The organism is Pseudomonas sp. Leaf129 (genome assembly GCF_001423465.1).
In the GTDB taxonomy this organism is placed as follows: domain Bacteria; phylum Pseudomonadota; class Gammaproteobacteria; order Pseudomonadales; family Pseudomonadaceae; genus Aquipseudomonas; species Aquipseudomonas coleopterorum.
In genome coordinates this window covers 371301-384779 of the sequence record NZ_LMOC01000008.1, presented here as the reverse complement: position 1 = coordinate 384779, position 13479 = coordinate 371301, and the positions used below count along the sequence as shown (strand labels likewise).

12 protein-coding genes and 1 tRNA gene are annotated in these 13479 nt (G+C 62.9%); 8 read left to right on the top strand and 5 right to left on the bottom strand.

Annotated features, from left to right (window positions below; all coding sequences use genetic code 11):
* Nucleotides 1-184: 184 nt before the first annotated feature.
* Complete coding sequence (locus tag ASF66_RS15790) at nucleotides 185-2386, top strand: TonB-dependent siderophore receptor (RefSeq protein WP_442962783.1); 2202 nt, start codon at nucleotides 185-187, stop codon at nucleotides 2384-2386.
* A gap of 181 nt (nucleotides 2387-2567) precedes the next feature.
* Here the strand turns inward: ASF66_RS15790 and ASF66_RS15785 are convergent.
* From ASF66_RS15785 to ASF66_RS15770, 4 genes are all read right to left on the bottom strand, one after another.
* Nucleotides 2568-2643: transfer RNA gene (locus tag ASF66_RS15785), tRNA-Phe, on the bottom strand.
* Nucleotides 2644-2734: 91 nt separating this feature from the next.
* The gene (locus ASF66_RS15780; RefSeq protein WP_056844500.1) at nucleotides 2735-3007 is read right to left on the bottom strand and encodes an oxidative damage protection protein; all 273 of its coding nucleotides are present in this window, start codon (nucleotides 3005-3007) and stop codon (nucleotides 2735-2737) included.
* A complete protein-coding gene (gene mutY, locus ASF66_RS15775) occupies nucleotides 3007-4071 on the bottom strand; it encodes an A/G-specific adenine glycosylase (RefSeq protein WP_056844499.1) in 1065 nt (354 codons plus the stop codon). Before mutY ends, ASF66_RS15780 begins: the two co-directional genes overlap by 1 nt.
* The gene (locus tag ASF66_RS15770) at nucleotides 4068-6296 is read right to left on the bottom strand and encodes an AsmA family protein (protein WP_056844498.1); all 2229 of its coding nucleotides are present in this window, start codon (nucleotides 6294-6296) and stop codon (nucleotides 4068-4070) included. The genes mutY and ASF66_RS15770 overlap by 4 nt, the downstream gene beginning before the upstream one ends.
* Before the next feature lie 406 nt (nucleotides 6297-6702).
* Between ASF66_RS15770 and ASF66_RS15765 the strand changes: the two genes are divergently transcribed.
* The 7 genes from ASF66_RS15765 to trhA all read left to right on the top strand — a co-directional run bounded on the left by ASF66_RS15765 (nucleotide 6703) and on the right by trhA (nucleotide 12668).
* Nucleotides 6703-8361 carry an OFA family MFS transporter gene (locus ASF66_RS15765; protein ID WP_049861646.1) on the top strand — a complete coding sequence of 553 codons (1659 nt, stop codon included), beginning with the start codon at nucleotides 6703-6705 and terminating at the stop codon, nucleotides 8359-8361.
* A gap of 186 nt (nucleotides 8362-8547) precedes the next feature.
* Nucleotides 8548-9141: an imidazoleglycerol-phosphate dehydratase HisB gene (gene hisB, locus ASF66_RS15760; RefSeq protein ID WP_043191647.1), complete on the top strand. Its 594-nt coding sequence runs from the start codon at nucleotides 8548-8550 to the stop codon at nucleotides 9139-9141.
* Nucleotides 9141-9779 carry an imidazole glycerol phosphate synthase subunit HisH gene (hisH, locus tag ASF66_RS15755; RefSeq protein WP_049861647.1) on the top strand — a complete coding sequence of 213 codons (639 nt, stop codon included), beginning with the start codon at nucleotides 9141-9143 and terminating at the stop codon, nucleotides 9777-9779. Before hisB ends, hisH begins: the two co-directional genes overlap by 1 nt.
* Entirely contained in the window at nucleotides 9779-10036 is a 258-nt protein-coding gene (locus ASF66_RS15750; protein WP_049861648.1) for a DUF2164 domain-containing protein, read from the top strand. The genes hisH and ASF66_RS15750 overlap by 1 nt, the downstream gene beginning before the upstream one ends.
* A 42-nt stretch (nucleotides 10037-10078) precedes the next feature.
* Nucleotides 10079-10816 (top strand): 1-(5-phosphoribosyl)-5-[(5-phosphoribosylamino)methylideneamino]imidazole-4-carboxamide isomerase, encoded by a 738-nt coding sequence (hisA, locus tag ASF66_RS15745; protein ID WP_049861649.1) that lies wholly within the window; start codon nucleotides 10079-10081, stop codon nucleotides 10814-10816.
* A gap of 92 nt (nucleotides 10817-10908) precedes the next feature.
* A complete protein-coding gene (gene hisF, locus ASF66_RS15740) occupies nucleotides 10909-11679 on the top strand; it encodes an imidazole glycerol phosphate synthase subunit HisF (protein WP_043191638.1) in 771 nt (256 codons plus the stop codon).
* Nucleotides 11680-12050: 371 nt separating this feature from the next.
* Entirely contained in the window at nucleotides 12051-12668 is a 618-nt protein-coding gene (gene trhA / locus ASF66_RS15735; protein ID WP_056844497.1) for a PAQR family membrane homeostasis protein TrhA, read from the top strand.
* 3 nt (nucleotides 12669-12671) lie between these two features.
* On the opposite strand, the gene ASF66_RS15730 is transcribed toward trhA, so the two are convergent.
* The gene (locus tag ASF66_RS15730) at nucleotides 12672-13391 is read right to left on the bottom strand and encodes a 16S rRNA (uracil(1498)-N(3))-methyltransferase (RefSeq protein WP_056844496.1); all 720 of its coding nucleotides are present in this window, start codon (nucleotides 13389-13391) and stop codon (nucleotides 12672-12674) included.
* Nucleotides 13392-13479 lie beyond the last annotated feature (88 nt).

Genomic DNA, 13479 nt, shown 5'->3' with positions numbered 1-13479 from the left:
ACCTGTATAAGAACTTTCGTTCCGCCTTCTGAAGTTTGGATAGCCGATCTTTTATTAATGGTAATGGTAGCGAGAATCACTCTATGTTAGATTTTCGCGCTTTTTGTGGCATTTCATTACAAAAAATGGCTGGTCTTCGCAGGATCTTCAGGGGAGGGGATGGTAGATGGCTTGCAATAACAAGATGAATTCCAGCGCGAATTCTGTGGCTTTGCTAGTTGCCGCACTCAGTTGGCAGGGCATCGCCGCTGCCGACGAAGCGCCCGCCAGGCCAGTGGCCCAAGGCGCAGCTCTACAGTTGCAGGAATCGGTCATTACCGAACAAGCACCGGAAAGCCAGCAGACCGTGGGTTATCAGGTGCAGAACAGCACTGCTGGCACCAAAACCAGTACGCCTTTGTCCGAGACTCCGCGTTCTGTCTCGGTGGTCACGCGCCAACGCATCCAGGACCAAGGTTCTCAGACCCTTACCGATATTCTCGGCTACGTGCCGGGCATCTTCGCGCCGCCTTTCGCCGTGGGCGATGGTTTGGCCGGTGATCTGTTTTCCATCCGCGGTTACAACGCCACGGACTACGGCTATGGCTTGCTGAAAGATGGTTTGCGCCTGCAAGGCAATCGTTACGACACCACCACCGAGCCCTATGGGCTGGAGCGTACCGAAGTCTTTCGAGGCCCAAGCTCGATTCTCTACGGGGAAAATGCGCCGGGCGGACTGGTCAATCTGGTCAGTAAAAAGCCGACCGAAACCGCGCAGGGCGAGGCCAAGTTTACCTATGGCAGCAACAATCGCCGCCAACTCGGACTCGATGTTTCGGGTCCGTTGACGGACGACAACCGTATTCTGGGCCGGCTGGTGATGCTGGGCCGAAATGCCGATACGCAAGTTGACTCGGTGCCGGATGACCGCCTCTACATCGCGCCGTCGATGACGTTCAACTTCAGCGAAGACACCGCACTGACCTTATTGTCGACTTACCAGCGCGACCGCACCAAATTGCTGTTGGGCTATCCGGCAGCAGGAACGCTGCTCAATAACGTCAATGGCAAGATCGGCAAGGACCAGTTCAACGGCAATCCGAACTGGGACGATTTCGAGCGCGAAACCTGGACCTTGGGTTATGAGTTCAGCCATCAGATCAATGACGTCTGGCAGTTCCGTCAGAACTCGCGCTACATGGAATCGCGCTTGAACCGTCATGAAACCTGGCCAAACAATCTGAACCGGGCGGGCTTTGGCAGTACGTTGAGCAGCACGGCTTATGATCGTGACAACAAATCGATCACCTATTCAGTGGATAACCAGTTCGAAGGCCACTTCACTTCGGGGGCGTTGGACAACACAGTGCTGCTCGGTGCAAGTTACGACCGCACTTCGTTCAACCAGGATTGGAACGCAGGCTTGGGCGGTACTTACAACGTGTTCAACCCGGTGTTCTCGGCGGTGCAACCGAACGCCTCGCAATACGTGCAGAACTCCCAGCTCGATCAGCACATGTACGGTGCGTATGGCCAGTTGCAAAGCAAGTACGACAACTGGATCTTCCTGTTGGGCGGGCGTCAGGACTGGGTGCAGAGCGAATACCGCAACCGCGCCAGCGCGGCCCGTCCAGGCAGCGCAGCAATAGCGGCGACGGACCTGGATGGCTGGGATCATCGGTTCAGTTGGCAGACGGGTTTGATGTACCAGTTCGAAAACGGCATCTCGCCCTACGTCAGCTACTCCACGGCATTCACCCCCGTACAACAATCGTCCCAGCCCAATGGCGATCTGCTCGATCCGATTCTCAGCAAGCAGTATGAAGTGGGTGTGAAGTTCGAGCCCACAGGTTGGAACACGACCTTCAGTGCGGCTGTTTTCGACTTGACCAAGTCCCGCGACGTGGTCGCAGGCAGCAGCGGCTTCAGCCGGCAAGTGGGCGAGAGCAAGTCTCAGGGGCTCGAGCTTGAGGTCAACAGTGACGTGACGCCCAATCTCAGTCTGGTGGCGTCTTACACCTACACCGATGCACGGGTGACCAAGGACGCGCCAGGCTCATTGTTCGAAGACCATCAACTGACGGGCATTCCACGCAACCAGGCGTCGACCTGGGCGACGTATCGCTTCCTGGATGGCGCGCTGAGCGGCTTGCGCCTGGGCGGCGGCGTACGCTACTTCGACAACACCTTTGCCTACACAGCACCGACGCTGTACGGCAAGCTGAAAACCGGCGATGTGACGCTGGTGGATGCGTTGGTGGGGTATGACATCAACGAGCATTGGTCGGTGGACGTGAACGCAAAGAACCTGTTCGACAAGGAATACGTGTCGGGCTGCAACAACGCGGGTCGCTGCTATTGGGGCGAGGAGCGAGCGGTGCTGGGGACCGTGGCGTTTCGCTGGTAAGCCAGCCAACTTGGCCAGGGAGGGCGCGCTGGGGCTGTGAGTGGATCCGAGGACCGAACTCGATCCATTCGCATGCCCACGGGCTTTCACAAGGCGTGAAACGCCAGACAACAAAAAGCCCGCACTAGGCGGGCTCTCTGTGTGTTTTCAGGTACTGCACGCACCACCTGAAAACGGAAGGTGGTGCCCAGAGACGGAATCGAACCGCCGACACGGGGATTTTCAATCCCCTGCTCTACCGACTGAGCTATCTGGGCAACGGGGCGCATTAAACTGGTTTTTCGACGGGTCGTCAAGCGTGATGTCGAAAAAAATTTTAATTAATACCGTCGCTTACGATTTTGCTGGTTATTCGGCGGGTGGCACGTAGCCGTCGGCCTTGGCGTATTCCTCGCCGGACAGGTACTTGTCCATCTCACCCTGCAGGAATTTGCGGTCTTCGGCGTTCATCATGTTCAGGCGGCGCTCGTTGATCAGCAGCGTCTGGTGTTTCTGCCAGTCGCCCCAGGCTTGCTGGGAGACGTGGTTGTAGACGTCTTCGCCCTTGGCGCCGGGGTAGGGCGGGCGCTCGAGGCCGGGCAGTTCTTCTTTGTACTTGCGGCACATTACGGTGCGGGTCATTACAGATCTCCTGCGTTCAAGGCGTCGGCTGCGTGTTGCAGCAGCTTCTTCACCGGGGCTGCCAGGCCCAGGCGCGGCGGTGTGGCGAGGTTATACCAGAGCCAGTCGGCCTCGGCCACGTGGTGGGCGGTCTGCTCGACCTGCACCAGCCACGGGTCGATGGCCAGCTGGAAATGGCTGAAGGTGTGAGTCAGGGCAGGTAGCTGGCGCCGGCCGAGCAGATGCAGCGCGTGCTGGTCGGCGAGGTGGCCGAGGTCGTTCAGGTCGTCGAGCTGGGGAAGGCTCCACAAGCCGCCCCACAGGCCGCTGGAGGGCCTGCGGTAAAGCAGGATGGCGCCTTCGCGGTTGGCGAGCAGAGGCATCAACGTTGCGCGTTGCGGGACGGCCTTGCGCGGCTTGGGCACCGGGTAGCGGATTTCCAGGCCGAGCATGTGCGCTTCACAGCTTTTTTCCAGTGGGCAGAGCAGGCAGCTGGGCTTGCTGCGGGTGCACAGGGTGGCGCCCAGGTCCATCATCGCCTGGGTGTAGTGGTTCACTCGGGTCTGCGGGGTCAGGCGCTCGGCGGTGGCCCACAGCGCCTTGGCCACCTTGGGCTCGCCCGGATAGCCTTCCTGCGCGGTGTAGCGGGCGAGCACGCGCTTGACGTTGCCGTCGAGGATCGGCGCGCGCAGGCCCATGCTGATGCTGGCGATCGCCCCGGCCGTGGACAGGCCGATGCCGGGCAGTTCGACCAGTTTCTCCACGTCGTGGGGAAACTCGCCGCCGTGCTCGGCCATCACGATCTTGGCGGTTTTCTGCAGGTTGCGGGCGCGGGTGTAGTAGCCCAGCCCGGTCCACAGGTGCAGCACTTCGTCTTCCGGCGCCTCGGCCAGCGCCTGCACGGTGGGCAGCGCCGCCATGAAGCGGTCGAAGTAGTTCAGCACCGTGCTGACCTGGGTTTGCTGCAGCATGATTTCCGAGACCCACACCCGATACGGATTGATGTCCTGCTGCCACGGCAAATCATGTCGGCCATTGCGGTCGTACCATTCCAGCACGGCGCTGGAAAACTGCTCGGGACTCATCGGTTGAACAGACCTCGCAACGCGTCTTTGAGTTTGGGGTCGACCTTGTCGCCCAGTTTTTCTTCGAGCTTCTCGTCGATCTTGTCGCGAATACGGTCGCCGGCCAGCTTGGCAGCCACCTGGCCCAGGCCGTCACGATCGATGCGGCAGGCCTTGGCGCCCATCTCCAGCGGGCCGCGGCAGCGCAGCGGCAGTTCCACGCCGACGAAACGCTCGCCCACCTGGCAGGCCGGATCGGCGCTGGTGCCCTGTTCGCCTTCCACCACTACGCCCACGCGGTAGTCCATGCCCAGTACGCGCAGGTCGACGTCGCCGTTGCCCTTGACGGTCAGGCCGGGAATACGCACCAGCAGGTCCTGGTTGCTGGCCACGCCATTGCGGAACACCAGGCTGCCCTTGAGCTCCTTGAACGGTGTGTCCTTGCCACGCGGTTCGCCGTTGAGGGTCTTGCGGTTGAGCACCGAGATGCCACGGCAGATCTGCTGCTCCAGGTTGGCGTTGACCAGTACGCCGTCGTTGAGGACGAAGCTGGCGGTGCCGTTGAGCGATTCAACCAGCGCTTTCTGGCTGTTGCCGGAGCCGCTCAGGTTGCTGTTGAGGTTCAACAGGCCCCTGACCGGTGGGTTGGCGTTCTGCGACTTGATGAAGTTTTCCACAGGCACCTTGTCGATGCGCGTCTGCAACGCCAGCAGCGGTGTTTCCGGACGCACGTCGAGGGTGCCCTGGGTGTTGAAGGTGCCGTTGTAGAGGCCACCGGCCAGGGTTTGCAAGGTCAGCATGCCGCCCTGGCCCTGGGCCTTGAGGGTAGCGTTGCGTACTGGCAGGCCCTTGAGGGTCAGTTGGCCGATGGCGAGGTCGGCTTGTACGTCCAGAGCTCGCAGGCGCTCGACGGGCAGCAGGCGATCGTCGCTCCAGGCGCCGCGGGTTGGCGCGTCGGGCAGCGGTGATTCACCGGATGCCACGGCGGCCGCTTCGCTGTTCTGCACCTCGGCCTGGCGCGCCGCGCTGGCGTTGGCGGCCTTTTCGGTCTTGGCCGGCAGGTAGCGGTCGGCGTTGAAGGTGTCGCCCTTGAGCTGCAGGCGCACTGCCTGGCGGGCGAAATCTTCCACGGCGATGCGGCCGGTGAAGGTGCTCTCGTCCAGTTTCAGCGTCAGGTCTTCCAGGCCCAGGCTGTCGCGGGTGCCCTGCAGCCGGCTGACCAGTTCGAACTTGCCGAGGCTGCCCGGGGCCATCGCTGGCAGCGGTTGGCCGATGCTGTCGAAGAAGGCACGCAGATCCAGCTCGGCAATCGACAGACCGCCGGTGAGCTGAGGCTCGCTGTCCAGATTGCGCACGCGCAGTTCGCCCAGCGCCCGCATCTGGTTGGCGGCCAGCTTCAGGCCGGTCCATTCGGCGATGTTGGCGGACTGGTCGAGCAGCAACTGCCCTTGGGCGCTGAAGGTGACCGTCTTGCCTTGCAGCGGATCGCCCGAGGCTTCACCGCTCAGGCGCATGTCCTCGAGCTGGTAGCGCTTGAGCACGCGGTCGAAGCGAAGCTCGCCGGCCAGTTCGGTACGGGCCCGCACCACGGGCTGGTTGGTGCCCAGGAACGCGGTCAGTTTCAACGGGATGTCGGCGCCTTCGTGCACGGCGCCGGTGCTGAGCTGGATGCTCTCGGCGGTGTACATGCGGCCGGTGCGTGCGTCGTGGTACTGCACGCGGGCGTTGTTCACGGTGAGGCTGTCGATGTCCAGCTTGACCGGGCGCGACGGTGCCTGGGGCTTGCCGGGTTCGGTGACTGCCGGGGCGTTCGGGTCGTTGGGGTCTTCCGTGGTGGTGGGCAGGGGCTTGCCGATGTCTTCCCAGTTGCCGTGGCCGTTGGCGTCACGCTCCAGGGACAGGTTCAAGCCCTCGACCCGCACGTCGCTCATCTGCACTTCCTTGCGCAGCAGCGGCAGCACGCGCACCGAAAGGCCGAGCATCTGCAGGTCGGCGAAAGGCGTCTTGGGGTTGGCGAGCGTAGCCACGCTGGCGTCGTGCAGTTCCAGACCCAGCCATGGGAACAGGCTCCAGCCGATGTCCCCGTTGAGGGTCAGCTCGACGTGAGCCCTGTCCCGTGCCAGTTGGCGAATCTCGTCCTTGTAGTCGTTGGGGTCGAAGAGGTGGGTGAGGGCGAAACCCAGGGCCACCAGAATCAACAACAGACCGAGAATGCACAGGCCGAGGATTTTGCCGAACGCTTTCATGGGCGAGTCCTTTAGTCCGAAATTTGGAAGTTAGCGGGAGAGTATAACGTTGTGCGTCTGGTGATGTGGGCGGTCTGTCGGTGCCGTTGCATCAGGCGTTCGACGCTGCCTTGCGAGGGCGTCGCGAGCGCTTTGGCGCGCAGGTTTCGGCGATCCGGAGGAAATCCTCGGGACCGTTCGGGAGGTTTTGCCAACCATCCGGCAGATCATTGAAATAAAGGGATAGCAGTTTGCTTTCATTGGTTACATCTGGTGGTAATCTTCTCGCCTTCGACTGTCCGCTGCGACTTTATGTCGCGATTTGCCAAATGCTGCCGATAAAACAATCGATCGCCAACGTGCATGAAGGATGTGGGCGCATTTGTGTGCAGACAGCTGAACTACAAAAATCAACGGGGGTTACGAAATGAGCAGTAGTCTTTCGGGCGGCGGCGTGGGTGCCCAGCCAGGATTTCTGTCCAAGGAGCGGATCATCGCCAAGCCTGGCTTCAACCGCTGGCTGGTTCCACCAGCCGCGTTGGCCATTCACTTGTGCATCGGCATGGCGTACGGTTTCTCGGTGTTCTGGTTGCCGCTGTCCAAGGCAATCGGCATCACCGCACCAGTGGCGTGCGCGCCCGACCTGAGTTTTTTCAGCCAGGTGTTCTCATCGTCCTGTGACTGGTCGGTGTCGATGCTGAGCTGGATCTACACCCTGTTCTTCATTTTCCTGGGCTGCTCGGCGGCCATCTGGGGTGGCTGGCTGGAACACGCCGGGCCGCGCAAGGCCGGTGTCGTGTCGGCACTGTGCTGGTGCGGTGGTCTGGTCATTTCCGCGTTGGGTATCTATACCCACCAGATCTGGCTGATGTGGCTGGGCTCGGGCGTGATCGGCGGTATCGGCCTGGGGCTGGGCTACATTTCCCCCGTATCGACCCTGATCAAGTGGTTCCCGGACAAGCGCGGCATGGCCACCGGCATGGCGATCATGGGCTTCGGCGGCGGTGCCATGGTCGGCGCCCCTCTGGCCGCTGCCTTGATGGGCCATTTCGCATCCCCTACCAGCGTCGGCGTGTGGCAGAGCTTCCTGGTGATGGCGGCGATCTACTTCGTCTTCATGATCGGCGGCGCGCTGTCGTACCGCGTCCCACCGACCGGTTGGAAGCCTGAAGGCTATGTTCCTTCGGCGAAGAAGGCCAAGGGCATGATCACCAACCGCCATGTGCACGTGAACGTGGCCTGGAAGACCCCTCAGTTCGCACTGGTCTGGCTGGTGCTGTGCCTCAACGTTTCCGCCGGTATCGGTATTCTGGGCATGGCTTCGCCACTGCTGCAGGAAGTGTTCGGCGGCAAGCTGCTGGGCGTTGACCTGGCGTTCAACCAGCTGGACTCGGCGCAACTGGCGCAGATCGCTGCCATTGCAGCGGGCTTCACCGGCCTGCTCAGCCTGTTCAACATCGGTGGCCGGTTCTTCTGGGCTTCGTTCTCCGACTACATCGGCCGCAAGGTGACCTACTTCGTGTTCTTCGCCCTGGGCGTGGCGCTGTATGCCTCGGTACCGACCCTGGGTCATTCGGGCAACATCGCACTGTTCGTGGCGGCTTTCTGCATCGTGCTGTCGATGTACGGCGGCGGTTTCGCCACCGTGCCGGCCTACCTGGCCGACCTGTTCGGTACGCAGATGGTCGGCGCCATTCACGGTCGCCTGTTGACCGCCTGGGCCGTGGCCGGCGTGTTGGGCCCGGTGCTGGTGACCAACCTGCGTGACTACCAGCTGGCCCACGGCGTGGCCCGTGCGGCGGTGTACGACACCACGTTGTACATCCTCTCCGGCCTGCTGGTGCTGGGCTTCATCTGCAACGCGCTGGTACGTCCGGTGGCCGACAAGTACTTCATGACCGATGCCGAGCTCAAGGCCGAGCAGGCGCTGGGCCATGACAAGGGCACCGATGGCACCACCGTGCTGGAGTGGAAGGCCAATCCTGCGTCCAAGCCTCTGGCTGTCGCGGCCTGGCTGGCCGTGGGCATTCCGTTGGCGTGGGGTGTATGGGTGACCCTGCAGAAGACGGCGGTGCTGTTTCATTGATATAGACGTTTGAATCGGTGATTGCCCTTCGCGGCCCATGACCGCTCCTACGACATCCCGTAGGAGCGGTCATGGGCCGCGAAAAGGCCACCGCAGATCACCCATTCCCCCCTCTTGTGTTCCTGTTTCCCGCCCGCGTGCCTATAATGATCACCTTTTTCGCCCAACGATTTTGCGGAGCTGGTGATGGCCGAACGTATCGCGTTCGTCGAGCGCAACACTCTGGAAACCCAGATCAAAGCCTCGATCAACCTGGATGGCACCGGAAAGGCCCGATTCGATATCGGCGTTCCTTTTCTTGAGCACATGCTTGACCAGATCGCCCGGCACGGGCTGATCGACCTGGACATCGAGTGCAAGGGCGACCTGCACATCGACGACCACCACACCGTGGAGGACGTCGGCATCACCCTGGGCCAGGCGTTCGCCAAGGCCATCGGCGACAAAAAGGGCATCTTTCGCTACGGCCATGCCTACGTCCCGCTGGACGAAGCGCTGTCGCGCGTGGTCATCGACTTCTCCGGCCGCCCCGGCCTGCAGATGCACGTGCCCTATACCCGCGCCACCGTTGGCGGCTTCGACGTCGACCTGTTTCAGGAATTCTTCCAAGGCTTCGTCAACCACGCCAACGTCTCCCTGCACATCGACAACCTGCGTGGGCACAACACCCATCACCAGATCGAAACCGTGTTCAAGGCCTTCGGCCGCGCCCTGCGCATGGCCGTCGCCGTCGACGAACGCATGGCCGGCCAGATGCCGTCGACCAAGGGCGTGCTCTGATGCAGACCGTCGCGGTAATCGACTATGGCATGGGCAACCTGCACTCCGTGGCCAAGGCCCTGGAGCACGTGGGTGCCGGCAAGGTGCTGATCACCAGTGACGCCAACGTCATTCGCGAAGCCGACCGCGTGGTTTTCCCCGGCGTCGGCGCTATCCGCGATTGCATGGCCGAGATCCGCCGCCTGGGCTTCGATGCGCTGGTGCGCGAAGTCAGTCGGGACCGGCCGTTTCTGGGGATCTGCGTCGGCATGCAGGCGCTGATGGAGCACAGCGAGGAAAACGCCGGCGTCGACTGCATCGGCGTGTTTCCCGGCAAGGTGCGCTTCTTCGGCAAGGACCTGCACGAAGACGGCGAACACCTGAAAGTCCCGCACATGGGCTGGAACGAAGTGCAGCAGGCGGTGGATCACCCGCTGTGGCACGACATCCCCGACCTGGCGCGCTTCTACTTCGTGCACAGCTACTACATCGAGGCCGGCAAGCCGGGCCAGGTGGTAGGGCGCGGCCATTACGGTCGCGACTTCGCTGCGGCACTGGCCGAAGGTTCGCGTTTCGCCGTGCAGTTCCACCCCGAGAAAAGCCATACCCATGGCCTGCAGCTGCTGCAGAACTTCGCAGCCTGGGATGGACGCTGGTAATGGCCAAGGCCAGCAAGCCGCCCATTCTGACCCTGACGCCGGAGCAGGAAAGCGAAGCGGCCGACAAGATCAAGCGGTTCATGCGCGACCGCTTCGATCTGGACCTGGGTTCGTTCGAGGCCCTTGAGGTGCTCGAGCTGTTCACCCGCGAAATGGCTCCACACTATTACAACAGGGCGATTTTCGATGTGCAGGCGCACCTCAGCGAGAGGTTCGAAAGCATCGAGAGCGACCTGTGGGCGCTCGAGAAGAACTGACTTCCGAGCATCGCCGTTCACCGACCCCGAAGGTTTTTGCAGATGCTGATTATCCCCGCTATCGATCTTAAAGACGGTGCCTGCGTGCGCCTGCGCCAGGGCCGCATGGAAGATTCCACGGTGTTCTCGGACGATCCGGTGAGCATGGCGGCCAAGTGGGTCGAAGGCGGCTGCCGTCGCCTGCACCTGGTCGACCTCAACGGTGCCTTCGAAGGCCAGCCAGTGAATGGCGAGGTGGTCACCGCGATCGCCAAGCGCTACCCGCACCTGCCGATCCAGATCGGCGGCGGCATCCGCTCGCTGGAAACCATCGAGCACTACGTCAAGGCCGGCGTCAGCTACGTGATCATCGGTACCAAGGCGGTCAAGCAGCCCGAGTTCGTCGCCGAGGCCTGCCGTGCGTTCCCCGGCAAGGTCATCGTCGGCCTGGACGCCAAGGACGGCTTCGTCGCCACCGACGGCTGGGCGGAAGTGAGTACGGTGCAGGTCATCGACCTGGCCAAGCGCTTCGAGGCCGATGGCGTGTCGGCGATCGTCTACACCGACATCGCCAAGGACGGCATGATGCAGGGCTGCAACGTGCCCTTCACCGCTGCCCTGGCGGCCGCGACCAGGATCCCGGTGATCGCCTCCGGCGGTATCCACAATCTGGGCGACATCCGTGCCCTGCTGGACGCCAAGGCCCCGGGCATCATCGGCGCCATCACCGGCCGGGCCATCTACGAAGGCACCCTGGACGTCGCCGAGGCCCAGGCTTTTTGCGATTCGTACAACGCGTAATGGCTAAACGCGGCCCGCGCCCCGGCTCCCTGTAGCAGCGGCGCAAGCCGCGTCCGCAGACACCTCGCTCCCAATCCGATCGGAGAACCCCCATGGCCCTGGCCAAACGCATCATCCCTTGCCTGGACGTGGACAACGGCCGCGTGGTCAAGGGCGTCAAGTTCGAGAACATCCGCGACGCCGGTGACCCGGTCGAGATCGCCCGGCGCTACGACGAGCAGGGCGCCGACGAGATCACCTTTCTCGACATCACCGCCAGTGTCGACGGCCGTGACACCACGTTGCACACCGTGGAGCGCATGGCCAGCCAGGTGTTCATCCCGCTGACCGTAGGCGGCGGCGTGCGCACGGTGGCGGACATCCGCAACCTGCTCAATGCCGGTGCCGACAAGGTCTCGATCAACACGGCGGCGGTGTTCAACCCCGAGTTCGTCGGCGAAGCGGCCTCGCGCTTTGGCTCGCAGTGCATCGTGGTGGCCATCGACGCGAAGAAGGTTTCCGGGCCGGGCGAAGAGCCGCGTTGGGAAATCTTCACCCACGGTGGTCGCAAACCGACCGGGCTGGACGCCGTGCAATGGGCGCAGAAGATGGAAGGCCTGGGTGCGGGTGAGATCCTGCTGACCAGCATGGATCAGGACGGCATGAAGAATGGCTTCGACCTGGGCGTGACCCGCGCCATCAGCGATGCGCTGGGCATCCCGGTGATCGCCTCCGGTGGGGTGGGCAACCTGCAGCACCTGGCCGATGGCGTGATCCAGGGCGGCGCTAGCGCGGTGCTGGCCGCCAGTATCTTCCACTTCGGCGAATACACCGTACCCGAAGCCAAGGCCTTCATGGCCAAGCAAGGCATCGTCGTACGCTGACCCTGTAGCAGCGGCTGTAGCAGCGGCGCGAGCCGCGTCAGGCCTCACCGCGTTCTTCCAGGCCTCACCGCAGTGCCCGCCGACGCGGCTCGCGCCGCTGCTACAGGAAATCGCAGTGCCTGTAACCGCATTCTGAGTCGCCGCAACCCCCGTAGCAGCGGCGCAAGCTGCGTCAGACGTCACCGCGTTGCGCCAATTCCACCGCGGTGCCCGCCGACGCGGCTCGCGCCGCTGCTACAGGAAATCGCAGTGTCTGTAACCGCATTCTGAGTCACCGCAACCCCCGTAGCAGCGGCGCAAGCCGCGTCGGCGGGCGCCGCGGTAGGCCTGACGCGGCTTACGCCGCTGCTACGGGGAGCAAGGAGTTGTGTATGTACCATGGCGAACGAATGAACGCCTGGACCCATCTGGTGGGCGCCGTGCTGGCGGCGGTCGGTGCTGTCTGGCTGCTGCTTCTGGCGGCGTTTGAAGGTGACCCCTGGAAGATCATCAGCGTGTGCATCTACGGCGCCACGCTGATTGTGCTCTACAGCGTGTCCACGATCTACCACAGCGTGCGCGGGCGCCGCAAAGCGATCATGCAGAAGCTCGATCACTTGTCGATCTACCTGCTGATCGCCGGCAGCTATACGCCGTTCTGTCTGGTGACCCTGCGCGGGCCCTGGGGCTGGAGCCTGTTCGGCGTGGTCTGGGGGCTGGCGGTGCTGGGCATGCTGCAGGAGATCAAGCCTCGCTCCGAGGCCCGCGTGCTGTCCATCGTCATCTACGCGGTGATGGGCTGGATCGTGCTGGTCGCGGTCCAGCCGCTGCTGCACCTGCTCGGGCCAGCTGGGTTCGCCTTGCTGGCTGCAGGCGGTGTGCTGTACACCGTGGGCATCATCTTCTTCGCGCTGGACAAGCGTCTGCGCCACGCCCACGGTATCTGGCACCTGTTCGTGATCGCGGGCAGCGTGCTGCACTTCATCGCGATCTTTTTCTACGTTCTCTGAAGCCTAGAAATCCCCCCACAGCTGCTGGGCCACCGCCAGGGCGACCACCGGCGCGGTTTCGGTGCGCAGCACGCGGGGGCCGAGGCGGGCAGCGTGAAAGCCGCCGGCCTTGGCCTGCTCGACTTCGGCATCGCTGAGGCCCCCTTCGGGCCCGATCAGGAACGCCAGGCTGGCAGGCTTGGCGTGGCTGAGCAGCGGCTCTGCGACAGGGTGCAGCACCAGCTTGAGCTCGGCGTTGCTCGCGGCAACCCAGTCGGCCAACACCTGCGGCGAATGAATGACCGGCACGCTGGAGCGACCACATTGCTCGCAGGCGCTGATGGCCACCTGTCGCCAATGGGCCAGGCGCTTGTCGGCGCGTTCGTCCTTTAGGCGGACCTCGCAGCGTTCGCTCACCAGCGGTGTGATTTCGCTCACGCCCAATTCAGTAGCCTTCTGGATGGCCCAATCCATTCGCTCGCCACGGGACAAGCCCTGGCCCAGATGGATGGCCAGCGGCGAGTCGGGTTGGCCGGTGAACTGTTCGTCGAGGGTGACGCTGACGCGTTTCTTGCCCACTTCCAGCAAGGTGCCCAGGAATTCCTGACCGCTGCCGTCGAACAGCTGGACCTTGTCGCCGGTGGCCATGCGCAGCACGCGGCCGATGTAGTGGGCCTGGGCTTCGGGGAGTTCGTGTTCGCCCAGACTCAGGGGGGCGTCGATGAAAAAGCGGGACAGTCGCATGGGGGTGTCTCTGGTGATTTTGTGGTGTTTATTCTGGCCTCTTCGCGGCCACTGGCCGCTCCTACGGTTGCATCGTGTGCCCCTGTAG